Origin of the sequence: Microbacterium sp. Marseille-Q6648, from assembly GCF_943181415.1 — a bacterium.
Lineage (GTDB): Bacteria > Actinomycetota > Actinomycetes > Actinomycetales > Microbacteriaceae > Microbacterium.
On record NZ_CALPBZ010000002.1, the window covers coordinates 160856 to 186019 of the forward strand.

A 25164-nucleotide genomic window follows, 5' to 3' on the forward strand; every position below is an offset into this window, starting at 1 on the left:
CGGCAAACGATTGATTCACCGCCGGAAAACGCCTACGTTAACGTTTACATTACAGGCGACAGTTTCGAAAGCAAGGGTGCGGATGCCGGTGACGACGACGTCAGATCGCGGCGGTGCGCGCGCCCGTCGAGCCGCGGTGAACGAGCGTCGGCACGATGAGGCGGCGCACCTCGGCGTGGGCGTCGGCGCGGTCGACGCGGGCCAGGAGAAGGTCCACCGCCGAGCCGCCCATGTCGCGCAGGTCGACGCCCACGCTCGTCAGACCGGGGGTCGAGAGCTCGGCGACGTAGGTGTTGTCGAAGCCGATCACGCTGATGTCGCCCGGCACCCCGACCCCGAGTTCCGCCCACCCGGCCAGCAGCCCGAGGGCGACGACGTCGTTGTAGGCGATGACGCCGGTCGCGCCGTCCTCGCGCACCGCCGCAGCGGCGCGGCGACCGCCCGCCGACGTCGGCTCGGTGCCGTTGAGCTCCACGAGCACAGTGTCCTCCGCCTCGGCGACCGCCTCCCGGATGCCCGCGAGGCGGCGCCCCTGCGACCACGACCGGTCGGGTCCGCCGACGTACAGCAGACGGCGGTGCCCGAGCCCGCGAAGATGGTCCACGGCCGCGCGCACGCCGGCTTGCTCGTCGATGGTGACCGAAGGGGTGAGCGGGGCCCGCTCGCCCAGGTCCCGGTTGATCAGCACGGAGGGCACGGCCTGCACAACGGCGAGCAGCGCGTCGTCCTCAAGGCGCGACGATGCCAGGATCACACCGTCGACCTGCGAGCGGAGGGCGGTGAGCTCCTCGGCCTCGACGTCCGCCTGCTCGGCGGTGTCGACGACCACCAGTCCGTACCCCTGGGCGCGCGCGGCGGCCTGCGCGCCCTTCGTGAGCGCCGCGAAGTAGGGGTTCTCGATGTCGGGGACCACGAGGGCGACGACACCCGTCCGCCCGCGACGAAGACTCCGTGCGGCGCGGTTGGGGCGGTAGCCGAGGGCGTCGATGGCCGCCTGCACCCGCTCGCGTGTCTCGGCCGACACCACCTGCGGTTCCCGCAGCGTCCGCGAGACCGTGGCGATCGACACGCCCGACAGCCGGGCGACGTCGTGGACGGTCACCATGCGCGACCACCTCGCTCGAGCGGAATCGGCCCGTCCACCGCGCGAAGCGGGACGACGCCGTCAGGACCCTCTGATCCTAACGTCCCCCTCGTGAGGAGACCGCGATGACCGCCACCATCCGCAGCGCCGAGGTGCTCGTCTCGAGTCCGTCGCGCAACTTCGTGACCCTGCGCCTGACCACCGAGGACGGCGTGGTCGGGCTGGGAGACGCCACCCTGAACGGCCGTGAACTCGCCGTGGCCTCCTACCTGCGAGACCATGTGGCGCCCCTGCTCATCGGGCGGGACGCGCACCGCATCGAGGACACCTGGCAGCTCCTCTACCGCTCGGCGTACTGGCGGCGCGGTCCCGTGACGATGACGGCGATCGCCGCCGTCGACATGGCGCTGTGGGACATCAAGGGCCGCCTGACCGGACTGCCCGTCTACCAGCTGCTCGGCGGCGCCTCGCGCACCGGCGCCCTCGTCTACGCGCACGCCTCGGGCGCGGACCTCGAGGACCTCGGCGACTCCGTCCGGGCGCGGCTGGCGGAGGGATACCGTGCGATCCGGCTCCAGGTGGCGGTGCCCGGCATGGGCTCGGGTTACGGCATCTCGTCGGGCCGCAGCACCGGCGGTCGGTACGCGTACGAGCCCGCGAAGCGGGCCGGACTCGCCGTCGAGGAGGGGTGGGACTCCGCGCGGTATCTGCGCTACATGCCCCGCATGTTCGAGTGGGCGCGCGCGGAGTTCGGCCCCGACATCGCACTGCTGCACGACGCCCATCACCGCCTCACCCCCATGCAGGCCGCGCGCTTGGCACGCGATCTCGAGCCGTTCGACCTGTTCTGGCTCGAGGACTGCACGCCGGCCGAGAATCCCGAGGCGCTGCGCCTCGTACGACAGCACTCGGTGACACCGCTCGCGATCGGCGAGGTCATGAACTCGATCTGGGACTTCGCGCCCCTTATCCAAGAGCAGCTGATCGACTTCGTCCGGGCCAGCGTGACCCACACCGGGGGCATCACCCACCTGCGGCGCGTGTTCGACCTCGCGGCGCTCCATCAGATCCGCTCCGGCAGCCACGGACCGACCGACATCTCGCCCGTGGGCATGTCGGCGGCCCTCCACCTGGATCTGGCGATCCACAACTTCGGCATCCAGGAGTACATGGCGCACCAGCCCCTCGCGCACGAGGTGTTCCGGACGTCGTGGACGTACCAGGACGGAATGATGCACCCCGGCGACGAGCCGGGACTCGGCGTCGACTACGACGACGACGCTGCCGCGCGATTCCCCTACGAGGCCGCCTACCTTCCGGCGGCGCGCTTGATCGACGGGACGGTGCACGATTGGTGATCGGAGAACATGACATGACGAATGAGCACGCGATGTGGCTGCCCGACGAGGTCTCTCGGGCCGTGCGGGGAAGGAGCATCGCCGTCATCGGCGACGGGATGCTGCTGGACACGGTGCGGGCCGAGGCGGAACGGGCGGGGATGACGACCGCGCGGCCCGGCGACCGGGCGGACCTGACGATCGTCCCCGCCGCGCAGGCCGGGACGGCCTGGGAGGAGCCTCTCGACCTCGACGGTCTCGGGCCCGAGGGCTTCGTCCACACTCAGCGCGACGGCCGCGCGGTCGTCGTCTACGGCGGAGCGTCCGGGGCGCTGTACGGATGGTTCGACCACCTTCGCCGTTCGCTGCACGAGTCCGGCGACGGCACCGATCGCTGCGAGCCGCGGCATCCGCTTCGCATGCTCGACCACTGGGACAACGTCTCGATCCATCCCGTGATGGGCCAGGTCGAACGCGGCTACGCCGGCGGGTCGATCTTCTACGAGGACGGGCGCGTCCGCGCCGACCTGTCACGCGTGGCGCGCTACGCGCGGCTGCTCGCGTCGGTCGGAATCAACCGCGTGGCGATCAACAACGTCAACGTCGGGCGTCGCGAGGCGCTGCTGCTCACCGAGGATCTGGGCGAGGTCGTCCGCATCGCCGACCTGTTCCGGCCGTGGGGCATCCGCACGCACCTCGCGGTGAGCTTCGCCGCACCGCTCACGATCGGGGGCCTCGACACCGCCGATCCCCTCGACGAGGACGTGGCGTCCTGGTGGGAGGATGCCGCGACCGCCGTGTACGCCCGGATCCCCGACTTCGGGGGCTTCCTCGTCAAGGCGGACTCCGAAGGGCAGCCGGGCCCCTACGCCTACGGCCGCGACCACGCCGACGGGGCGAACATGCTCGCGCGTGCCCTGGCCCCGCACGGCGGTCTGGTCCACTGGCGCGCGTTCGTCTACAACCACCGCCAGGACTGGCGCGACCGTTCCACCGACCGCGCGCGCGCCGCGTTCGACACCTTCGCCCCGCTCGACGGCCGGTTCGACGACAACGTCGTGCTGCAGGTGAAGTTCGGGCCGGTGGACTTCCAGACCCGCGAGCCCGTCTCCCCCGTGATCCCCGCGATGGCGCACACGAAGGTCGCGCTCGAGCTGCAGGTGACCCAGGAGTACACCGGCCAGCAGCGCCACGCGGTGTACCTGGCGCCGCAGTGGCGCGAGGTCCTCGACTTCGCCCCGTTCGGTCCGGACGCAGCTCCCCTCTCTGACATCGTGCAGGGCGGCATGGCGGCCGTGTCGAACGTCGGCGACGACGCGTTCTGGACGGGGCATCCGCTCGCGCAGGCCAACCTGTACGCGTACGGGCGGCTGACGTGGGATCCCGCGCTCGATCCCAGGGCGATCCTCGACGAGTGGATCGCGCTGACGTTCGGCGATGACGAGGCCGCGCGCCGCGGCATCCGCTCGATCCTCGATGATTCGTGGCGGACGTACGAGTCCTACACCGCACCGCTCGGGGTCGGATTCATGGTCAGCCCGCTGCGCGGGCACTACGGTCCCGACGTCGACGGCTACGAGTACTCGCCGTGGGGCACCTACCACTTCGCCGACCGCGACGGGGTGGGCGTCGACCGCACCGTGGCGACGGGGACCGGGTACGCCGGCCAGTACCCCGAGCCGTGGGCGCGCACGTACGAGTCGCTCGAGACGGTTCCGGACGAGCTCGTGCTGTTCTTCCACCACGTGCCGTACGGGCATCGGCTGCACAGCGGCGCGACCGTCATCCAGCACATCTACGACACCCATTTCGCGGGCGTGGAGCGCGTGGACGAGATGGCCGCGACGTGGGACGACCTGCGGGGACACGTCCCCGATGACGTCCACGACCGCGTCCGGGAGCGCTTCGTCGAACAGCGACGGTCGGCGCGCGAGTGGCGCGACCAGATCAACACGTACTTCTTCCGCAAGTCGGGGGTCACCGACGAGCGCGGGCGCGAGATCTACTGATCGGATGCCGCGACGAAGCGCGCGGTGACGTCGGCGATCATCGGCCGCGCGCTCACGAGGGCGAAGGCGGCGAAGAGCACCGCGAGTGCGGCGAGGACGACATCGGAGGTGAACGCCACGACCGCGGTCGCGAGCACGAGGAACGACAGCGCCGCGAGCGTGACGAGGGGCTTCGCGGCGAGATAGTAGAGCGCGAGCCGCGCGGTGTCGCGGGCGCGGAAGCGGAACAGCGACGCGATGATCAGCGCGTTCCAGCTCCACAGCGCACCGACCACGAGGAACACCACCGCGGCTCCGCGGAAGAATCCGTCGACGCCGGCGGACGGACCGAACGCCAGGGTCAGACCGAGGATCGTCGCCCCCGCGAGCGCCGGCACCCACACCTGCAGCACATCGACGAGGTTGCGCGCCCACGCGCGCCAGAACCGCGGCCACGGCGACAGGTCGTCGGCGCGATGGCGGACCTCGATGGTCGACAAGGCGGCGGAGTAGGCGGGGCCCAGCGGGACCAGGCACAGCGCGTACAGCGGAATGTTCCCCGGCGAGCGGTCGAGGAGCAGGATGCCGATCAGGCCCGGCGACGCGGCCACCAGGAAGGCGCCCTCGACGACGAGGAACCAGTAGAACGCCGCCGTGACCCGGCCGAGCGGTCCGCGTCGGGGGTCGGCTGCGCCGGGGGGACCGCTCATGCCCTCCATCCTGCCCGGTCCGCCGGCCTCGCTCGGTCCGGTGCGCCGGCGCCCGGCGTCGGAGCCCGGTTCAGCCGCCTCGCTCATCGCGTCGCGATCACCACCACGCCGGCGGGCGCGATCTCGACCTGCTCCCCTTCCGCGACGTACCGTCCGGAGAGGATGTCGGTCCCCTCCCACGGCGCGGCGACCGTCGCGGTCTCGGCGGCGTGGTTGAGGAGGAACTCGTAGCGGCGCCCGTCGATCGCGCGGGTGGTGTGCTCGAGGTCGCGGACGTCGGCGAACGGACCCACGAGGCCCTGCTCGGCCAGCGCCTGCCGGATCACCCAGTCCACGCCGTCCTGGTCGAGGCACGTCGCCACGTACCACGCGCTGCCCTCGCCGAAACCGTGCCGCGTGACGGCGGGGGTGCCGGCGTAGAAGTCCTCGGTGTAGACCCCGATCGTCTCGGCGCCCTGCGGCTGCACGACGTCGAAGACATGACGCGCGGCCGAACGCACCTCCTCGGAGCCGTCGCGGGTCAGCACCACGGTGTTGGCGGTCTCGGGCGGAAGCGAGTCCGTCTCGTCGACGCGGACGCCGGTCAGCGCCCCCAGGGGTCCGGGGACGTCCATGAGGAAGGCGTTGTCGTCCTCGTCGACGCGGCCGGACATGACGGTGGTGACGACCGTGCCGCCGCGGCGGGCGACGTCTTCGAGCCGCGTGGCGATGTCGCCCTTGAGCATGTGCAGGAACGGGGCGACCACGACGTCGTAACCGCTGAGGTCGGCGGTCACCGGAACCACGTCGAGCACGGCACCGGCCTGCCAGAGCGCCTCGTGGTAGGCCACCAGCTGCTTCTCGTAGCCCACCGCGCGGCTGTGCCCGTCGGTGATCTCGAGCGCCCACCAGCTGTCCCAGTCGAACAGCACCGCCACGCGCGCGGGCGTGCGCGCACCCAGGAGCACGTCGCCGACCCGTTCCAGTTCGGCGCCGAGCTCGGCGATCTCGGCGAACGCGCGCGTGTCGGTGCGGCCCGCATGGTTGAGGATCGCGCCGTGGTACTTCTCCGACGCGCCCTTGCTGTGGCGCATCTGGAAGAACAGCACCGAATCCGATCCGTGCGCGATCGCCTGCCACGACCACAGGCGCATGATGCCGGGACGCTTCACCGGGTTGTAGTCGCGGGTGGCGGTCATCGTGGGGGTCTGCTCCATGAGCCAGAACGGCTGACCGCCCTTGAGGCCGCGCATGAGGGCGTGGCTGAGCGCCATGCGCGAGACCGGCGAGCCGTCGGTCGGATAGTTGTCCCACGACGCGAAGTCGAGGTGCTCGGCCCAGCGGTGGTAGTCGAGGTGGCGGTAGATCGCCATCATGTTCGTCGTCACCGGCAGGTCGGACGACTCCCGGATGGCGTCCTTCTCCTCGCGGAACGTGCGCAGGATGTTGTCGGTGTTGAACCGGGCGTAGTCCAGGGTGATGCCCTGGAACGCGGTGTGGTTGGGACCGCGCCAGTGCTCCGACAGCATGTTGGGCGGCACGATCTGCGCCCACTCGGTGAAGCGGTGCGACCAGAATGTCGTGTTCCACGCCTCGTTGAGACGGTCGAGGGAGCCGTAGCGCTCCTGAAGCCAGGTGCGGAATTCCTCCGCGCACAGGTCGCAGTAGCAGACCCCGCCGTACTCGTTGTTGATGTGCCACGCGATCACCGACGGGTGGTCGCCGTACCGCCCCGCGATGCGCCGGGCCATCTCGGTCGCGAGCCGTCGGTAGGCGGGTGAGCTCGCGCACGCGTTGTGCCGCACGCCGAACAGGTGGCGGCGCCCCTCGAAGTCCGTGCGGCAGACATCCGGATGCCGGTGGGCGAGCCACGGGGGGACCGCCGCCGTTCCCGTGGCCAGACACACCTTCCGGCCCTCGCGCTCGGCTCGATCGAGGATGCGGTCGAGCACCGTGAAGTCGTACGTGTCCTCATCGGGCTGCGTGAGCGACCAGGTGAACACCCCCACGGTGAGCAGGTCGATGTGCGCCAGATCGAAGGCGCGGTAGTCCTCGTCCCACACCGCCTCGTCCCACTGCTCGGGGTTGTAGTCGCCGCCGTAGGGGATGCGGTCGGTCACGGGGAGGGTCATGGGGGCGGTGCTCCGATCTCGTGCGGGTCTTCAGGATGCCGCAGCGGCCGCTCCGGCATCCTGTCGGGGAACAGCAGGATGCGGTCCGCCCCCGAGGGAGCGGACCGCATCGCGGATCAGCCGTTCTCTTCTGCGTACCGCTGCTGCGCCTGGTTGACGATGTCGAGGTACTGCGGCAGGTTCATGCCCTCGAGCTCGGCCACGTAGGCGTCCCATTCGTCCAGCGACCGCTGGCCGAGGATGAACGCGGCGGTGTTCTGGTAGACGTGGTCCTTCAGCGCGGACTGGTAGAGCGACACCTGCTCGCGGTCGATCTCGCTCAGCGGCGCCGGCGGCGGCGGGTCGAGGACGGTCTTGCTCTCCATCGCGTCGAGGAACTCCAGCGTCTCCTCGCGGAGCATCGACCGGTCCAGGATCAGCGACGAGCCGTGCGCGAGAGTCCACACTCCGTTGGAGAAGCCGTAATCGGCCTGGAGGTTCTCGGGCGCGTCGGGGTTCAGTCCCATCGCGGTGATGTTCTCGTTCAGCGTGTAGGAATCGCCGTCCTTGGTGTAGGTCTCGCCCTCGACGCCCCACTTGGCGAACTCCAGGCCCTCGTCGGAGTAGTACAGCCAGTCGAGGAACTGCAGCAGTGCGAGGAAGTTCTCGGACTCGGTGACCTCGGACGACAGCATGAAGCCGCTGATGAGGCGCTGGCCGGACTGGAAGTTGTCACCGGCCGGACCCGCCGGAACCCGGATCATCGCCATCTCGGCGTCGGTGCCGAGCTCTTCCACCGTGGTGCGGTAGCGGACGATCTCCTGGTCATTGGTGCCGATCGACATCGCCGAGCCCGATGCGAACTTCTGCACGGCCTGATCGTCGTCCTGTGTCAGCGACTCGGGGTCGAGCAGCCCCTCCTCCACGAGCGAGGCGTAGAACTCGACCAGGTCACGGTACTCGTCGGTGGCGCCGGTGTAGACGAACTCGCTGCCGTCCCACGTCAGTCCCTCGCCGAAGCCCCAGCCGGCAGACGTGCCGAAGTTGGGAGAGACGAAGGCGAGCGTCCCCTCGATCGGTCCGTTGGCCGACCAGCGGTCGGTCATCGGGTAGGCGTCGGGGTAGGCCTCCTTGACGGTGCGCAGCTGATCGCGCAGCTCGTCGAACGTGGCGGGCTCGAGCGAGAGCCCCAGCTCCTCCCAGATGTCGCTGCGCACGGCGAAGGAGTATTCCGGACGCGGCTGCTCGCGGAAGCCGGGGAAGACGTAGTACTTCCCGTCCTCCTGTCGCAGCTGGTCGAGGTCCTCTTCGAGGTCCCACTTCTCGACCTTGTCCATGTAGTTGGGCATGTACTGGACGAAGTCGCTCGCCGGCAGGATCGCGCCGCCCGAGACGAACGAGACCTCCTGCCCGGGGTAGGTCACCGAGATGATGTCGGGTGCGTCACCCGCGCCGATCACGAGCGACTTGCGCTGGTCCCATTCGGCCAGCGGGGCGCTGACGAAGTCGAACGAGACGTTCTGGTTCTCGGCGAGCTGCTCGAGGATGAGCCAGTCCTCGTCGAGCGGATAGTTGGGGTGATCGCGGTAGAAGAGGCCGAACTCGACCGGCTCCGTCGCCTGGAAGGTGTCGCCGACGCCGTAGTCCGACATCGCCGCGACATCCTTGCCGGTGAAGTCGAACTCGCCGCCCTCTGCGACGTCGTCTCCGCCGGATGCGCTGCATCCCGACAGGATGAGCGCGCCGAGGGCGACCGCCGTGGTGGCCAGGATCGCGCCCCGCCGAGCGCGCCGTCGCGCGGGCGAGTGTCCTTGCTGTGACATGGTGTTTCCTTTCGTGGGGTTGACGACGTCGTCGCTCACCGGTTGGCAGCGCTCACTGCTTGACCGAGCCGAGCATGACGCCCGAGACGAAGTACTTCTGGATGAACGGGTAGAGGCAGACGATCGGCAGCACCGTGAGGAGCATGGTGACGGCCTTCACGTTCGACGCCACCTGAGAGGCCTCGCCGGATCCGCCCGCCCCGAGTGCCTCGGTGCCCATGGTGGCCGCCAGCAGATTCCGCAGGTATACGGTCACCGGGTACATATCGGCATCGTCGAGGTAGAGGAATGCCGTGAACCAGGAGTTCCAGAACGAGACCGCGTAGAAGAGCACCATGGTCGCGATCACCGCCTTGCTCAGCGGCAGCACGATCCGCCAGAGGATGCCGTAGGTGTTCAGTCCGTCGATCGCGGCGGCCTCCTCGAGGTCTTCGGGGAAGTTCTCGAAGAACGCCTTCATGACGAGGAGGTTGAACACGCTGATGGCGTTGGGGATGACGATGGCCCAGATGGTGTTCTTGAAGCCGAGGGTGTTGATCAGGATGTAGTTCGGGATCAGACCGCCGTTGAAGAACATCGTGAAGACGGCGACGCCGATGAAGAACGCCCGCCCCTTCAGATGCTTCTTCGACAGGGCGTACGCGAAGGTCGTCGTCAGGACCATCGCGATGGCGGTGGCCACGACGGTGTAGATCACCGTGTTGCCGTAGTTGCGCCAGAACATCGCGTCGCCCATGACGTATCCGAACGTCGTGACGTTGAACCCCTTCGGGATCAGGTTCACCTGGCCGGAGTTGATGTACGCCTCGGAGCTGAACGCCTGTGCGACCACGTTGAGGAACGGGTAGAGCGTGACGAAGCAGATCGCGACGATCAGGGCGGCGTTGATGTAGCGGAAGACGGTGTAGCTGCGCGAGTCCTTGATGCCGCCCTGGGTCTGAGGGCGGAACAGGCGCTCGGACATCCGGCGCGGAACGGTGCGCAGGCTCGAGGTCGCATCGGTGGTCACCACAGGCTCGTCCCCACGGTTCGGCGCGAAATGGCATTCGCGGACAGGATCAAGGTCAGGCCGATCAGCGCTTCGAACAGGCCGATGGCGGTGGCGTACGAGAAGTTGCTCGAGATGATGCCGACCCGGTACAGGTAGGTCGAGATGACGTCCGCCGTCGGGAACAGCAGGGGGTTGTACAGCAGCAGCACCTTCTCGAAGCCGACGGCCATGAAGGTCCCGATGTTCAGGATCAAGAGAACGACCATCGTGGGCCGGATGCCCGGCAGCGTGACGTGCCAGATCTGCCGCCATCGGCTGGCACCGTCGATGCGGGCCGCCTCATACAGCTGCGGGTCGATCGTGGTCAGCGCGGCCAGGTAGAGGATCGTGCCCCACCCGACGGTCTGCCAGATCTCGGAGCTGACATAGATCGTCCGGAACCACTCCGGCAGCTGCATGAACGGGATCGCCTCGCCGCCGAAGAACTCGATCCCCTGGTTGATGGAACCGCGAAGCGCCGTCAGCTGGAGGACCATGCCGGCCACGATCACGATCGACATGAAGTGCGGCAGGTACGAGATGGACTGCGCGATCCGCTTGAACCGCCGCGAGCGCAGCTCGTTGAACATCAGCGCCAGGATGATCGGGAGCGGGAAGACGATGAGCAGGGTCAGCCCGCCGAGCATCGCGGTGTTCCAGAACGCGCGCCAGAATGTGGGGTCGTTGATGAAGAGCTCGATGTAGCGGAACCCGACCCACTCGTCGCCGAACATGCTGCCGCCGGGACGGAAGCGTCGGAACGCGATGATGTTCCCGGCCATCGGCACGTAGCGGAAGATGAGGAGGAAGACGAGCGGCAGGATGAGCAGCGTATAGAGCCGCCAGTCGCGGGTCAGCGCCTTGCGCCACGTGGTGGTGTTCCGGGAGCGCGGCGGCTTCTGCCGGCGGCCCTCGGCCTTCGTGTCGTCCTTCTCGGATCGAAGCTCGACGGCTTCGGCCTCGACGACGCTGTTGTTGATCGACATCCGCTTCCTTGCGCTTGTCCGAGCTCTCCGACCCGGGTCGAAAGTTTCGGCATCACCTGCGATACGAGTCGAACTTAACCCGCACCACGACGAATGTCAACGTTTTCATTGTATTGTTATCGACAGGGAAGCCACCGTGCGAAGCTGCCGTGAAATCGCTTCTCAGAGGGGTGGATGGTGCGATGGCGCGCTTCGACATGGCGGAGCCCGATCTCCGCAAGTATCGGCCGGAGGTTCCCCGGCCCGACGATTTCGAGGCCTTCTGGACCTCGTCGATCAGCGAGGCTCGCGCGGTCGATCGACCTGCGGAGCGGCATCCTTTCGACGCGGGCCTCGCGCTCGTCGATGTCGCGGACGTCACCTTCCCGGGCTTCGCAGGCGACCCGGTGCGCGCCTGGCTGGTGATGCCCCGCCACCGCCCTGATCCGCTGCCCGCGGTCGTCGAGTTCGTCGGCTACGGCCGTGGCCGAGGGCTCCCCCACGAGCGCCTGCACTGGCCGGCGGCGGGCTTCGCGCAGCTCATCGTCGACACCCGCGGCCAGGGCAGCACGTGGGGGGCGGGCGGCGAAACCCCCGATCCGCACGGTTCGGGACCGGCAGCGGCCGGCTTCCTCACCCGCGGCATCCTCGACCCCGAGACGTACTACTACCGACGCGTCTTCGTCGACGCCGTGCGGGCCGTCGACGCCGTGCGGGGATTCGACGACGTCGACCCCGCCCGCGTGGCGGTCACCGGCAACAGCCAGGGCGGCGCCATCGCCATCGCCGCGGCAGGACTCAGCGGCGGCCTGGTGGGGGCGCTGCCGACCGCGCCGATCCTGTGCGATCTGCCGCGCGCCGTCGGCCTCACGGATGCCGATCCCCACGCCGAGATCACGCGATACCTCTCGGTGCATCGCACGCGCACCGCACAGGTCATGCAGACGCTGTCGTACTTCGACGGCGTCAACTTCGCGCGTCGGGCCGGCTCCCCCGCCCTGTTCGGCTCGGGACACATGGACACGATCTCGCCGCCGTCGACCGTCTACGCGGCGGCGAACTGGTGGCGAGGGGGCGCCGAGGTGGTGGCCTATCCGTGGAACGGCCACGAGGGCGGCGAGGGCGCGCACTGGGTCGCGCAGGCCGCGTGGCTGCGCCGCGCCCTCTCGGCCGCCCCCGCCGCGGCGGACTCTAGGATCAACGCATGACCGACACGCAGCGCGTGACGCTCGCCGAGATCGCCGCCGAAGCGGGCGTGTCTCTGGCCACGATGTCGAAGGTGCTCAACGGCCGGTCGGACGTCGCTCCGGCCACCCGAACCCGCCTCGAGGAGCATCTCGCGCGCCACGGCTACACGCGGCGTGCGGGCGCGCAGCGCAGCGACTACATCGAGCTGGTGTTCCACGAGCTCGAGTCCAGCTGGTCGATGGAGGTCATCGAAGGCGTCGAGGAGGTCGCGCACGCCGCCGGACTGTCAGTGGTCCTCACCGTGAGCGGCGACCGTCACGCTCCGTCGGCGGACTGGATCGACGGCGTGCTGCGCCGGCGTCCGCTCGGCGTCGTGCTGGTGTTCTCGGACATCGCTCCGCACCGCCGCGAGAAGCTCCGCTCGCGCGGCATCCCCTTCGTCATCGTCGATCCCGCCGGCGATCCGGCGCCCGACGTGCCGTCGGTCGGCTCGGCCAACTGGTCGGGCGGACTCATGGCCACGCGCCACCTCATCGAGCTCGGGCACCGGCGCATCGCCGCGATCTCGGGACCGGAGGACATGATGTGCTCGCTGGCGAGGCTGGACGGCTACCGTTCGGCGATGAACGCCGCGGGCATCCCGATCGACCCCGCGCTCGTGCGGTTCGGCGACTTCCACCCCGCCGGCGGCGAGGCGATCGCCCGCGAGCTGCTGTCGCTCCCCGAGCGGCCGACCGCGATCTTCGCCGGCAGCGACCTGCAGTCGCTCGGCGTCATCTCCGCCGCCTCGGCCGCGGGACTGCAGGTGCCGCGCGACCTGTCGATCGTCGGCTACGACGACATCCCGCTCTCGCAATGGCTCTCGCCGCAGCTGACGACGGTGCACCAGCCGCTGCGGCGCATGGGCGAAGAGGCGACGCGCCTGGCCCTGCGGCTCGCCGACGGCGCCCCGGTCGAGACGCTGCGGATGGACCTGGCCACCCACCTCGTGGTGCGCGAGAGCACGGCCCCGCCCGCCTGAGCGGGGCACGCGACCCGTCGGCGTCCGCTCCGCGGATGCCGCGCCCACCGGCATCCGGGATGTCAAGCCCGCCCTCGGCTCCCGCGGGGGCGACAGGATGGAGGGCATGACGAGCCCCTCGATCGTGTGGTTCCGCGACGACCTGCGACTGGCGGATCACCCCGCGCTGCGGGCGGCCCTGGACCGCGGCGAACCCGTCGTGTGCCTGTACGTGCTGGACGAGGAGTCCGACGGCGTCCGACCCCTCGGCGGCGCCGCCCGCTGGTGGCTGCACCACAGTCTCGCCTCGCTCGGCGAGCGGCTCGCCGAGCGAGGCGCGGCCCTCCTCCTCCGGCGCGGGCCGGCCGCCGAGGTCGTGCCGGCCGTCGTGGCCGAGACGGACGCCGGGGCCGTGTTCTGGAACCGCCGGTACAGCCTGCCCGAGCGTGACATCGATGCCGGGATCAAGTCCGATCTGCGCGACGCCGGCGTCGAGGTGGCGTCGTTCGCGGCATCCCTGCTCTTCGAGCCCTGGACGGTGCGGACCGGCGCCGACAAGCCGTACTCGGTGTTCACCCCCTTCTGGAAAGCGTGCCGCGACCTGCCTGCGCCCCGCGCGCCGCTGCCGGAGCCGCGCGACATCTCCGGACCGCGCTCGCAACCCGACGGCGACGACCTCGAGGACTGGGGCCTGCTGCCGACGACGCCGGACTGGGCGGGCGGGCTGCGCGAGACGTGGGAGCCCGGCGAGCCCGCCGCGCGCCGGCGGCTGCGCGCGTTCCTCGACGACGACCTCGCTGACTACGACCGCTCGCGCGACGAGCCGGCGGCCGGCGTGACGTCGGGACTGTCGCCGCGGCTGCGGTGGGGCGAGCTGAGCCCGTACCAGGTGTGGCACGAGACGATCCACTCCGCCGCGGCGGACGGTCATCCCGGGCCGACGCAGCGGTTCCTGTCCGAGCTCGGCTGGCGCGAGTTCGCCTGGCACACCCTCTTCCACTTCCCCGACCTCGCGACCCGCAACTGGCGCTCCCAGTTCGACGCCTTCGCCTGGCCCCGCCTGACGCCCTCGCACCTCGAGGCATGGCAGAAGGGGCGGACCGGCGTTCCGCTCGTGGACGCCGGAATGCGGGAGCTGTGGCACACCGGTGTCATGCACAACCGGGTGCGCATGGTGACCGCGTCGTATCTGGTGAAGAACCTGCTGATCGACTGGCGGCGCGGCGAAGAGTGGTTCTGGGACACCCTGGTGGACGCGGATGCCGCCTCCAACCCCTTCAACTGGCAGTGGGTCGCGGGGTCGGGAGCCGACGCCGCCCCGTACTTCCGCGTGTTCAACCCCGAGCTGCAGGCCGAGAAGTTCGACAAGCACGGCGAGTACGTGCGGCAGTGGGCCCCGGACAGCGCGGGTCTGGAGCAGCTGGTCGACCTCAAGCGGTCCCGCCAGGCCGCCCTCGACGCCTACGAGGCGGTGAAGCGGGCCCGGTAGGACCGGGTGCCGGCGCAGCATCCGGATTCTGCCGTCGGCGCCGCATCCGGATTCCGGAGTCCCCGGTCGGGCCGGATCCGGATTCCGGAGCCCGCGGTCGCGGCCGCATCCGGATTCCGGTGTCTCGCCGGCTCGAGAGGATCACAACTCCTGCAGCCAGCGGCCCTGAGCCGCGGGCTGCAATCCTGGATCCGCGGGATTCCGCGGCGGGGGCAGGCCCGGGCGCGGGGAGGTGCAGGAGTTATGATCCTCGACCTCGTGCCGGTGCGCACCGGCCAGTCCAGCGCACAGGCGATCGCGTCGTCGCTGGACCTGGTCGCCGCCGCCGACCGTCTGGGGTTCCGCCGGTACTGGTTCGCCGAGCACCACAACATGCCCGCGGTGGCCTCGACCACGCCGCCGGTGCTGGTCGCGGCCGCCGCCGCCCGCACCCCGCGCATCCGCGTCGGGTCGGGCGGGGTCATGCTCCCCAACCACAGCCCTCTGGTGGTGGCCGAGCAGTTCGCCGCCCTCGAGGCCCTCGCGCCGGGACGCGTCGACCTCGGTCTCGGCCGCGCTCCCGGCAGCGACCCGGTCATCACCCAGCTGCTGCGCCAGTCCGGAACGACGAGCGACGTCGAGCGGTTCCCCGACCATGTCCGCGACATCCTGTCGCTGGTCTCGCCCGAGGGCGCGACCGTGCGCTACACCTCCGGCGGAACGTACGACGTCCGCGCGACGCCGGCCGCATCGGGGGTGCCGGAGGTGTGGCTCCTCGGATCCAGCGACTACTCCGCGCAGCTGGCCGCCTCGCTGTCGTTGCCGTACGTGTTCGCGAATCACTTCTCGGGTCAGGGCCTCGAGCGCGCGCTCGAGCTGTACCGGACGCAGTTCCAGCCGAGCGAGTCCCTCCCCCGGCCGCGTACGTTCCTCACCGTGAATGCCGTCGCCGCGCCCACTCGCGAAGAAGCCGAGGCCCGGTCGCTGCCGAATCAGCGCATGATGGCGAGACTGCGCATGAACCGGCCGCTCGTGCCGTCCGAGACCGTGGAGCACGTGCTCGCCACCGCGGACGAGTTCGACGGTCTCGGCACGCAGATCATGGCCGCCGCGCGGGCAACGTGGTTCGTCGGCACGGGCGACGAGGTCGCCGCCGAGCTCACCGCCTTCGCCGCCCGCCATGGTGTCGACGAGGTCATGATCTCGCCGATCGCGGGCGCCTACGAGGGCGAGCCGATGGATGCCGCCCCCGGCCGCACCCGCACGCTCGAGCTCCTCGCGGCGGCACTCGCCTGAGCCGCGCTCAGATCTCGGGCGCCCGGCCGCGGGTCTCGGACTCGGGCCGGCCGCGGGTCTCGGACTCCGCCTGGCCGCGGGTCTCGGACTCCGGCCGCCGGTCGCGGACCGAGACCTCTGCCCGGCTCAGACCTCGGGCTCGCCGCTGATGAGTCCGCGCAGCCAGTCGCGGGCCTCGACGAACACGTCGTCGGCGTACCGTTCGGGGTAGTGCACGACGGCGCGGTCGGCCCGCGGGTACGACCCCAGGAAGATCACCTTCGGGCTGAAGCGGCGAAGTCCCAGCAGCGCATCGGCCATGCGCTCGTTCTCGATGTGCCCGTCGGCGTCGATGACGAACCGGTAGCGGCCCAGCTCGTCGCCGATCGGGCGGGACGCCAGCAGCGACAGGTTGATGCCGCGGGTGGCGAACTGCTCGAGCATCTCCAGCAGGGCACCCGGGTGGTCATCGGGCAGCTCGACGATGAGCGAGGTCTTGTCGGCCCCGGTGGGCGGCGGCGGCGTGACGGGCCGGCTCACCAGCACGAACCGGGTCACCGCGTTGGGGTTGTCGCCGATGCCCGAGGCGAGCAGTTCGAGCTCATGGTGGTCGAGGATGCCCGGGGCCGCGATGGCGGCATCCGCATCGCTCGTGCCGTCGAGGAGTCCCATCGCGCTGGCGACGTTGCTCGCGGCGGGGATGTGCGCGTGCGCGGGGAGGGTGCGCGTGAGCCACTGCAGGCACTGCGCGTAGGCCACCGGGTGCCCCGCGACCAGCGAGACGTCGGCGAGCGTGGTGCCGGGGCGGCCCACCAGGACGAAGTCGACGGGGACGAGGTACTCCCCCACGATGCGCAGACCCGGCATCGTGGCCAGGGCGTCCTGCGCGGTCGAGACACCGCCGTCGACGGAGTTCTCGATGGCGATGACGGCGGCGTGCGCGCGTCCTTCGACGACGTCGGCGAGGGCCTCGCCGACGTTGCGGACCGACCGCCACTGCTGGCCGCGCGCCTCGGGAACCTGCGCCAGAGCCGCCTCGGTGAAGGTGCCCGCCGGACCCAGATAGCTGTACGTGCGTCGGGTCGTCGCGGGGGGCACGTCTGTCACGCGGTCCAGCCTAAACGGTGCAGTTGCCGCCATCCGCGTCACAGTGGGCGCGGATCGGCGCGATCCGGGGCAGACTGGTGCCATGAGTCGCGCAGGACAGCCCGCCGAAGCCTCGGACCTCATCGACATCGATGAGCTGATCTCCGCCTACTACGACCGCAGACCCGATCCGTCGGTTCCCGAGCAGCGGGTGGCCTTCGGCACGAGCGGCCACCGCGGCTCGTCGCTGTCGACGAGCTTCAACGAGACGCACATCCTCGCCACGACGCAAGCGATCGTCGACTACCGGCGCGAGCAGGGCATCACGGGGCCGCTGTTCCTCGGCCGCGACACACACGGCCTGTCGCTGCCGGCCGAGCGCACCGCCATCGAGGTGCTGGTCGCCGGCGGCGTCGACGTCCGCGTCGACGCGCGCGACTCGTGGGTGCCCACTCCCGCGCTCAGTCACGCGATCCTGGCCTACAACAAGGGCCGGGATGCCGATGATGCCGGTCGCGCCGACGGCATCGTCGTGACGCCCAGCCACAACCCGCCGCGCGACGGCGGATTCAAGTACAACCCGCCGCACGGCGGACCGGCCGACACCGACGCGACCGGCTGGATCGCCGACCGCGCCAACGCGCTCATCGCCGCGGGGCTCGAGGGCGTCGCCCGCACCCTCTACAAGGACATCGACGCCGACGCGCTCGGCCAGTACGACTTCCGCGAGGCGTACGTCCGCGACCTCGAGAACATCATCGACGTCGACGCGATCCGCGCCGCGGGCGTGCGCATCGGCGCCGACCCGCTCGGCGGGGCCTCGGTGGATTACTGGGCGCTCATCGGCGAGATGTACGACCTCGATCTGACGGTGGTCAACCCCGAGGTCGATCCGACGTGGCGGTTCATGACGCTGGACTGGGACGAGAAGATCCGCATGGACCCGTCATCGCCGTCGGCGATGGCCTCGCTCGTCGCGCAGCGCGAGGGATACGACATCCTCACCGGTAACGACGCCGACGCCGACCGGCACGGGATCGTCACCCCCGACGCCGGGCTGATGAACCCGAACCACTACCTCGCCGTCGCGATCGACTACCTCTACTCGCATCGCGAGGGATGGCCGCAGGACGCCGCGGTCGGCAAGACGCTGGTGAGCTCGATGATCATCGACCGGGTCGTGGCCTCTCTCGGCCGGACGCTGCTGGAAGTGCCTGTCGGCTTCAAGTGGTTCGTCCCCGGGCTGCTCGACGGATCGGTCGCCTTCGGCGGCGAGGAGTCCGCGGGAGCCTCGTTCCTGCGCAAGGACGGCACCGTCTGGACGACCGACAAAGACGGCATCCTGCTCTGCCTCCTGGCAGCCGAGATCCTCGCCGTCACCGGCAAGACGCCGTCGCAGCGGTACGGCGAGCTCGAGGCCGAGTACGGCGCGTCGGCCTACCAGCGCGTGGACGCCCCGGCATCCCCCGCGCAGAAGGCGGCGCTCGGAAAGCTCTCGCCCGAAGCCGTGACGGCGACCGAGCTCGCCGGCGAGCCCATCGTCGCCAAGCTGTCGCACGCACCCGGCAACGGCGCGGCTATCGGCGGGCTGAAGGTCGTCACCGAGCACGCGTGGTTCGCCGCGCGCCCCTCCGGCACCGAGGACGTCTACAAGCTCTACGCCGAGTCGCTGCGCGGCCCCGAGCACCTCGCGCAGGTGCAGGAGGAGGCGCGCGCCGTCGTCTCGGCGGCCCTCGGCGACGCCTGACGTTGTCCGCGGCGCTGGCCCGGACCGGGGCGGTCAGCAGGGGCGCGGCTACGGGGCCGGGGCGGGGCCGGTGGACTCGCGCCAGATGACGCGGTGCACGGGGGCGCCGGCGGTGGCAGGGGGTTCGTCGCCGCGGACAGCCGCGATCAGACGGGCCACGGCGTCGGCGCCGATCCTCTCGTAGTCGGCGTCGACGGTCGTCAGCGCCGGTGAGAGCAGGGCACCCACGACGTGGTCGTCCCACCCGGTGATGCTGAGGTCGTCCGGAACGCGCCAGCCCCGCTCCGAAGCCGCCCGGATCGCCGCCGCCGCGACGACGTCATTGGCGGCGACGACAGCCGTAGCCCGCGGCGCGCGGGGCGACAGCCGCGCCAGGGCCTCGATGGCCTCCCGTCCGGATGCCGGGGTCCAATCCCCCTCGTGGACGAGAACGACCTCGAGACCGAGCCGCTCGACGGTCTGCACGAACACCTCGCGCCGGGAGCGCGCGGAGGCGTACGACAGGCGGCCGGTGACATGGGCGAAGCGCCGGTGGCCGAGCTCCGCCAGCCGCGTCACCAGCTGCTCCACCGGAGCGCCGTCGGCGAGTCCCCCGATCGTGCGCATGCGGTCGTCGTAGTCGGCCGAGGCGAAGATCTGGGTGCCCGCGTACGCGCCGAGCAGGTCGGCCGGAAGCGGGGTGAAGGCCAGGATGCCCTCGACCTGCCCCGAGGCGGCGAGCTCGCGGGCGCGGTCGGCGCGGGCGTCCTGGCCACCCTCGACGCTCAGCACCTCGACCGTGAACCCCGCCTCGTGCGCGGCGCGCACGGCTGCGCCGATGAGGCGTCCGGGGTTCCAGTCCGCCGCACCCGGCAGCAGGATGGCGAGGCGCCCGGAGCGGCGGGTGCGCATGGAGCGGGCGATGAGGTTCGGCCGGTAGTCGAGCTGCTCGATGGCGGCGGCGATGGCGGCGACGGTCGCGGGCTTCAGCCCGCCGTTGTGCCGCAGGTACCGCGACACGGTCTGGTGGGAGACACCGGCGACCCGGGCGACGTCGCGGAGGGTCGCGGCCCGCGCCCCCGACCCAGCCGCCCCGGCCCGACCGCCCCGGACCCCGCCGCGCCCGATCCCGCCGCGCCAGAACCGTTCACGCCGACACCCGTCGCGTCGGATCCGCTCGCCATGGCCCTCCGCCTTCCGCAGCGGCTTGACCCGGGCCGAGCCGCGCGACTACCGTAGCAGACAGAAAGTGAACGATCACTAAATCGAGGAGTCCCTCCCCCATGCCTTCCACCCACCTCCGCGCCGCCGTCGTCGGCACCGGCGGCATCGCCCGCGGCATCCACCTGCCGGCCCTGGCCGGTCTCGCCGACGAGATCGACATCGTCGCCGTGGTCGACATCGACGCCGCCCGTGCCCGTGAGGTCGCCGACGAGTTCGGCGTGCCCGACGTCTACACCGACGTCGACGCGATGCTGGCGGCATCCCGGCCCGACCTGGTCGTCGTCGCCACACCGCCCGGCGCGCATAAGGACGCCACGATCGCCGCACTCGATGCCGGTGCGTGGGTGTGGTGCGAGAAGCCGCCAGCGCTGTCGCTGGCCGACTACGACGAGATGGCCGCCCACGAGGGCGACGCCGGCCCGTACGCGTCGTACGTCTTCCAGCACCGATTCGGCTCAGCCGCCCGGCGCCTGCGCCGCCACGTCGAGGAAGACACCCTCGGCGCCATGCGCGTGGCCCAGTGCCACACGCTGTGGTACCGCAACGACGCCTACTTCGAGGTGCCGTGGCGCGCCAAGTGGGCCACCGAAGGCGGCGGCCCCACGATGGGTCACGGCATCCACCAGATGGACCTGGCCCTGTCGATCCTCGGCGACTGGAGCGAAGTGACCGCCATGATGGGCACGCTCGCCCGCCGCACCGAGACCGAGGACGTCTCGGCCGCCATCGTGCGGATGGCCTCGGGCGCGATGTGCGTCATGACCAACAGCCTGCTCTCGCCGCGCGAGTCCAGCCTGCTGCGCTTCGACTTCGACGACGCCACCGTCGAACTCGAGCACGTGTACGGCTACGACAACTCCCACTGGCGCTGGACGTCCGCCGACCACGTCGACCCCGCGGCCGCGGCCGACTGGCAGCCCGACACCGACGAGGCCAGCTCGCACGCCGCACAGCTGCGCGTGCTCGTGGACGCCTTCCGTCGCGGTGAGCGTCCGCCCGCGAGCGGGGCCGACGGCCGCCGCAGCCTGGAGCTCATCGCCGGCATGTACAAGTCGGCGATCCTCGGCCGACCGGTGCGCCGCGACGAACTGACGGCCGACGACCCGTTCGCCCAGGCGATGCACGGGGGTGATCCGGATGCCGCGACCCGCGCCTTCCGGAAGGGGGCGGTCCTTGTCTGAGTCCACCGCACCCGACTTCACCCTGCGGATCGGCGACACCGACGCGATCGTCACGGCCGCCGGCACCGATATCGCCCGCTACGCCTTCGACCCGGGCGGGGCGGATTCGGAGGGGCCCAAGCCCTTCCTCCACCCGCTGCGGACGCTCGCCGGAGCCCCGCTGACGGCCTTCCGCCCGTGGGACCACCGGTGGCACAAGGGCCTGCAGATGACGTGGACGCACGTGTCCGGCCAGAACTTCTGGGGCGGACCCACGTTCCGCCGCGACGAGGGGTACCGGCAGCTCGACAACGTCGGCCGCATGCGCCACGAGCGCTTCACGAGCGTGGCCGAGTCCGGCACCCAGGTGGGCTTCACCGAGGAGCTCACCTGGATCACGCAGGCGGGCCAGGAGTGGCTGCGCGAGACCCGCACGCACCGCTTCCACGGCCTCGACCTCTCGCGGGGCTTCTGGCAGCTCGACTTCAGCACGACGCTGCGGAACATCTCGGGTCGCGACCTCGAACTCGGCAGCCCCACGACCGAGGGACGCCCCGCGGCCGGGTACACCGGCTTCGTGATCCGGATGCCGCGCGCGTGGACGGGCGGTCGCGTGCTGTCCCCCCAGGGCGAAGGCGCGGAGGCGCTGATGGGCACCGAGGCGGAGTGGGTGGCGTTCTCGGGCGAGCACGACGAGTTCGACGGCGGCGGCACGATCCTCGCCTTCGCGGGGGCGTCGACCGGTGCGCCGGCCATCAAGTGGTTCGTCCGCAGCGAGCCGTTCCCGGTCCTCAGCCCCTCACCGTCCTTCGACGAGGTGATCGCGCTCGCCCCCGACGCCGAGGTCTCGCTCGCCCACCGCCACGTGTTCGGCGACCGGGTGTGGACGCCGGACGAGGTGCGGGACCGCGCTGCCGGACTCGCCCCCGCGGCTACGCCGTGACCACTCCCCTCTTCCCCGGCGGCGTGGCCGTCAGCGGGCTGAAGGTCTACGACTGGGAGGCCGCCGACGGGCGGTGCGGCGGATCGCCGCACCTGCACACCGCCTCGAGCGAGGGGTACATCGTCACCGGCGGCAGCGGGGAGGTCCACACCGTCTCGAGCGCCGGGCGCGGCATCCATCCCCTCGCCCCGGGCGAGATCGTGTGGTTCTCGCCCGGCACCGTGCATCGCTTGGTCAACCACGGCGATCTGGAGCTGGTCGTGGTGATGCAGAACGCCGGCCTGCCCGAGGCGGGCGACGCCGTCCTGACCTTCCCCGCCGCGGTTCTCGACGACCCCGTCGCGTACGCGACGGCAGCCGCGCTGCCCGAGGGCGACGACGTGACCCGCGCCGAGGCGGCCCGCGCGCGACGCGACCTGGCGATGCGCGGCTACCTGCAGCTGCTCGACGACCTCGAGGCGCGCGGCGACGCGGCACTGGCCGACCTGCACGCCCGCGCGGCACGCCTGGTGCAGCCCAAGGCGGCGCACTGGCAGCGCCTGTGGCGCGAGACGGTCGGCGCCGAGACGGACCGCACCCGCGATCAGCTGGAGCGGCTGGCCGAGGGGATGCCGGGGCTCCTCGCCGAGGCGTCCGTCGCCCGCGGCGAGCGCACCCCGGGGCCCCGCGGGTTCGGCATGTGCGGGCGCCTGCAGACATGGCGATGGCCCGAGTCCTCAGCCGAAGGGGACTGAGGACTCGAGCCGATCGGCCGGAGCGTTACTCGGCGACGGGGATGGATGCCGCCTGGAACGCCTCGATGGTGGACTGCTCACCCGACTCGAGCGCCTCGGGGATCGTGCTGCTGCCCGAGACCGCGGCCTTGAAGCCGTCCGAGACGTCGGCGTAGGTCTGCGTCATGGTCGGACCCCACACGAAGTCGGGGCTGACCTGGGTCGCCGCCTCGGCGAAGACGTCGTAGATGGCCTGGCCGCCGTAGAACTCGACGCCCTCCTTCAGCACCGGCAGCTCCAGTCCCGCCTCGGTGGCGGGGTAGATCTGGGCGGTGGTGTTCAGCGACGTGAGCGCCTCTTCGGACGTGTTGAGCCACAGGGCGAACTTCGCCGCCTCGTAGAGGTGATCGGTGCCCTTGAAGACCGCGATCGACGAGCCGCCCCAGTTGCCGGCCGCGTTGCCGCCGGCCTCCCACTGCGGGGCGAGCGCCACCGACCAGTTGCCCGACGTGTCGGGAGCACCGCTCAGGATCGAGTTCGCACCCCACACGGCGGAGTTCCAGGTCCAGACCTCACCGGAGTTGTAGGCGTTGTTCCACTCATCGGTCCATGCGGGGTACGTCGCGACCAGGTCATCCTCGATGAGGCCCTGCCAGTACTCGGCGACCTCCATCGACGCGTCCGAGGTCAGGTCGACCGTCCACTGGTCCCCGTCGTTGGCGAACCACTGGCCGCCGGCCTGCCAGACGAAACCGGCGAACTGGTTGATGTCGGTCTGCGAGAAGTTGGTGATGTAGCCGCCCAGCTCGCGGATCTCCTCCGCCGCGGTGCGGTACTCCTCCCACGTCGTCGGCACCTCGATGCCGTTCTCCTCGAAGAGGTCGGAACGGTAGAACAGGCCCATGGGACCCTGATCCTGGGGAACCCCGTAGACCTCGTCCTCGGTGCCGAGGGTGACCTGACCCCACGTCCAGTCGAGGAACTGGTCCTGGGCGGCGAGCACGTCCTCGCACGCCGCCAGGTTCTCCAGCCCGTCCTGCACACGGAAGTTCGGCAGGGCGTCGTACTCGATCTGACCGAGGTCGGGAGCGTTGCCCGCCTCGAGCTGGTTGAAGAAGTTCTGGTACGTGCCGGCGTTGCCCGACGGACCCGTCTGCACCTCGACCTGGATGTCGGGGTTCTCTTCGTTCCACATGGCCACGGCGTCCTCGATGCCGGGGATCCACGAGGTGAAGGTGAGCGTGACGTCCTCGCCGGACGGCTCGCAGGATGCCGCGTCGGCGCTTCCGCCGCCGTCGCCGCCGTTGCCTCCGGCGGCGCAGCCGGCGACGGTGAGGGCTGCGGTGGCGAGCAGGGCTGCAGTGACCGCTCTGGTGTTCTTTCGCATGTTCTCTTCCTTGGTGGGGGGTGGACCGTCCGCGGGTGCGGGCGGAGTCATTTGAGCGCGCCGGAGCCGAGGCCCGTGCGCCAGTACCGCTGCAGGAGCAGGAACGTGATGATCAGCGGGATGATCGAGATCAGCGACCCGATCAGCACGTAGGTGCGCAGTTCGGGGAACTGGTTGATGGTGGAGTTCCAGGCGTACAGGCCGTAGGTCACCGGGAACAGCTCTTCACTGCGCAGCATGATGAGCGGCAGGAAGAAGTTGTTCCAGATCGAGACGAACTGGAACAGGAACACGGTGATGAGGGCGGGGAACATCAGCCGGATCGACACCGTGAAGAAGGTGCGCACCTCGCCCGCCCCGTCCAGGCGGCTGGCCTCGAGCAGCTCTTCGGGCACGGACGCTTCGGCGAACACGCGCGCGAGGTAGACCCCGAACGGGCTCACGACGCTGGGCAGGAACACCGACCAGAACGTGTTGGTGAGCTCGACCTGGCTGAACAGCAGGAACAGGGGCAGCGCCAGCGCGGTCGCCGGCACCAGCACGCCGCCGAGGACCACGTTGAAGATCGCCTCGCGTCCGCGGAAGCGGTACTTCGCCAGGGCGTACCCGCACATTCCGGCGAGGACGGTGGCGACGACCGCGCCGAGTCCGGCGTACCCGGCGCTGTTGATCAGCCACCGGACGTAGACGCCGTCGCGATAGCTGAACAGGCCTGCCAGGTTCTCGAACAGGTTGAACTCTGCGAACCAGAGCGGGTTGGTCGAGAAGAGGTCGCCTCGCGACTTCGTCGAGGCGACCAGGAGCCACCAGATCGGCGTGAGGAAGTACAGCGTGAAGACCGTCATCACCAGGAATGCGGCGGTGCGGGGCACGACGCCCTCGCGGGGTCCTCGTGCCCGGTCGCCACGGCCACGGCCGCGGCCCGTCACGACGGCGCGGGTGTCGGCGTCGGGGCTGGTCAGGATGC

20 protein-coding genes are annotated in these 25164 nt (G+C 70.6%); 10 read left to right on the top strand and 10 right to left on the bottom strand.

All coding sequences use genetic code 11. From position 1 onward, the window contains the following. Positions 1 to 100 precede the first annotated feature (100 nt). Positions 101 to 1105, bottom strand: coding sequence for a LacI family DNA-binding transcriptional regulator (locus NFR93_RS08390; RefSeq protein ID WP_251451932.1), 1005 nt, complete (start codon positions 1103 to 1105; stop codon positions 101 to 103). A 104-nt stretch (positions 1106 to 1209) separates the two neighbouring features. Here NFR93_RS08390 and manD point away from each other — a divergent pair, with 104 nt between their 5' ends. After that, complete coding sequence (manD, locus tag NFR93_RS08395; RefSeq protein ID WP_251451935.1) at positions 1210 to 2442, top strand: D-mannonate dehydratase ManD; 1233 nt, start codon at positions 1210 to 1212, stop codon at positions 2440 to 2442. Positions 2443 to 2456: 14 nt separating this feature from the next. Beyond that, positions 2457 to 4430, top strand: coding sequence for an alpha-glucuronidase (locus NFR93_RS08400; protein ID WP_251451938.1), 1974 nt, complete (start codon positions 2457 to 2459; stop codon positions 4428 to 4430). Here the strand turns inward: NFR93_RS08400 and NFR93_RS08405 are convergent. The 5 genes from NFR93_RS08405 to NFR93_RS08425 all read right to left on the bottom strand — a co-directional run bounded on the left by NFR93_RS08405 (position 4424) and on the right by NFR93_RS08425 (position 11048). After that, positions 4424 to 5119 (bottom strand): DUF624 domain-containing protein, encoded by a 696-nt coding sequence (locus NFR93_RS08405; protein ID WP_251451941.1) that lies wholly within the window; start codon positions 5117 to 5119, stop codon positions 4424 to 4426. The two genes, NFR93_RS08400 and NFR93_RS08405, sit on opposite strands and share 7 nt — an antisense overlap. 83 nt (positions 5120 to 5202) lie before the next feature. Then, positions 5203 to 7230 carry a beta-galactosidase gene (locus NFR93_RS08410; protein WP_251451944.1) on the bottom strand — a complete coding sequence of 676 codons (2028 nt, stop codon included), beginning with the start codon at positions 7228 to 7230 and terminating at the stop codon, positions 5203 to 5205. A 116-nt stretch (positions 7231 to 7346) separates the two neighbouring features. Then, positions 7347 to 9032: an ABC transporter substrate-binding protein gene (locus NFR93_RS08415; RefSeq protein ID WP_251451947.1), complete on the bottom strand. Its 1686-nt coding sequence runs from the start codon at positions 9030 to 9032 to the stop codon at positions 7347 to 7349. Positions 9033 to 9084: 52 nt separating this feature from the next. Then, positions 9085 to 9996: a carbohydrate ABC transporter permease gene (locus NFR93_RS08420; RefSeq protein WP_251452993.1), complete on the bottom strand. Its 912-nt coding sequence runs from the start codon at positions 9994 to 9996 to the stop codon at positions 9085 to 9087. 41 nt (positions 9997 to 10037) lie between these two features. Beyond that, positions 10038 to 11048, bottom strand: coding sequence for an ABC transporter permease (locus tag NFR93_RS08425; RefSeq protein WP_251451950.1), 1011 nt, complete (start codon positions 11046 to 11048; stop codon positions 10038 to 10040). 182 nt (positions 11049 to 11230) lie between these two features. On the opposite strand from NFR93_RS08425, the gene NFR93_RS08430 reads away from it, so the two are divergent. The 4 genes from NFR93_RS08430 (at position 11231) to NFR93_RS08445 (ending at position 15979) form a co-directional block, all read left to right on the top strand. Then, positions 11231 to 12235, top strand: coding sequence for an acetylxylan esterase (locus NFR93_RS08430; RefSeq protein WP_251451953.1), 1005 nt, complete (start codon positions 11231 to 11233; stop codon positions 12233 to 12235). Next, complete coding sequence (locus NFR93_RS08435) at positions 12232 to 13236, top strand: LacI family DNA-binding transcriptional regulator (RefSeq protein ID WP_251451956.1); 1005 nt, start codon at positions 12232 to 12234, stop codon at positions 13234 to 13236. Before NFR93_RS08430 ends, NFR93_RS08435 begins: the two co-directional genes overlap by 4 nt. A gap of 106 nt (positions 13237 to 13342) precedes the next feature. Continuing rightward, positions 13343 to 14704, top strand: a complete 1362-nt coding sequence (locus NFR93_RS08440) for a cryptochrome/photolyase family protein (protein WP_251451959.1) — start codon at positions 13343 to 13345, stop codon at positions 14702 to 14704. Between the two features lie 243 nt (positions 14705 to 14947). Beyond that, positions 14948 to 15979 carry an LLM class flavin-dependent oxidoreductase gene (locus NFR93_RS08445; RefSeq protein ID WP_251451961.1) on the top strand — a complete coding sequence of 344 codons (1032 nt, stop codon included), beginning with the start codon at positions 14948 to 14950 and terminating at the stop codon, positions 15977 to 15979. 126 nt (positions 15980 to 16105) lie between these two features. Here NFR93_RS08445 and pheA read toward each other — a convergent pair whose 3' ends face one another. Next, the gene (gene pheA, locus NFR93_RS08450) at positions 16106 to 17065 is read right to left on the bottom strand and encodes a prephenate dehydratase (protein WP_251451963.1); all 960 of its coding nucleotides are present in this window, start codon (positions 17063 to 17065) and stop codon (positions 16106 to 16108) included. An 82-nt stretch (positions 17066 to 17147) separates the two neighbouring features. Between pheA and pgm the strand changes: the two genes are divergently transcribed. Continuing rightward, positions 17148 to 18791, top strand: coding sequence for a phosphoglucomutase (alpha-D-glucose-1,6-bisphosphate-dependent) (pgm, locus tag NFR93_RS08455; RefSeq protein WP_251451966.1), 1644 nt, complete (start codon positions 17148 to 17150; stop codon positions 18789 to 18791). A 48-nt stretch (positions 18792 to 18839) separates the two neighbouring features. On the opposite strand, the gene NFR93_RS08460 is transcribed toward pgm, so the two are convergent. Next, on the bottom strand, positions 18840 to 19898 hold the full coding sequence (locus NFR93_RS08460; RefSeq protein ID WP_285814571.1) for a LacI family DNA-binding transcriptional regulator: 1059 nt from the start codon (positions 19896 to 19898) through the stop codon (positions 18840 to 18842). 155 nt (positions 19899 to 20053) lie between these two features. On the opposite strand from NFR93_RS08460, the gene NFR93_RS08465 reads away from it, so the two are divergent. Genes NFR93_RS08465 through NFR93_RS08475 form a run of 3 tightly spaced genes read left to right on the top strand, consistent with a single transcriptional unit; the run spans position 20054 to position 22831 of the window. After that, a complete protein-coding gene (locus NFR93_RS08465) occupies positions 20054 to 21175 on the top strand; it encodes a Gfo/Idh/MocA family protein (RefSeq protein WP_251451971.1) in 1122 nt (373 codons plus the stop codon). Beyond that, positions 21168 to 22097, top strand: a complete 930-nt coding sequence (locus NFR93_RS08470) for a DUF6807 domain-containing protein (RefSeq protein ID WP_251451974.1) — start codon at positions 21168 to 21170, stop codon at positions 22095 to 22097. Before NFR93_RS08465 ends, NFR93_RS08470 begins: the two co-directional genes overlap by 8 nt. Then, positions 22094 to 22831: a cupin domain-containing protein gene (locus NFR93_RS08475; RefSeq protein ID WP_251451977.1), complete on the top strand. Its 738-nt coding sequence runs from the start codon at positions 22094 to 22096 to the stop codon at positions 22829 to 22831. Before NFR93_RS08470 ends, NFR93_RS08475 begins: the two co-directional genes overlap by 4 nt. Positions 22832 to 22856: 25 nt before the next feature. Here the strand turns inward: NFR93_RS08475 and NFR93_RS08480 are convergent, their stop codons facing one another. Both NFR93_RS08480 and NFR93_RS08485 read right to left on the bottom strand, forming a co-directional pair. Beyond that, positions 22857 to 24197: an ABC transporter substrate-binding protein gene (locus NFR93_RS08480; RefSeq protein WP_251451980.1), complete on the bottom strand. Its 1341-nt coding sequence runs from the start codon at positions 24195 to 24197 to the stop codon at positions 22857 to 22859. A gap of 47 nt (positions 24198 to 24244) precedes the next feature. Continuing rightward, complete coding sequence (locus NFR93_RS08485; protein WP_502846279.1) at positions 24245 to 25162, bottom strand: carbohydrate ABC transporter permease; 918 nt, start codon at positions 25160 to 25162, stop codon at positions 24245 to 24247. Positions 25163 to 25164: the final 2 nt, after the last annotated feature.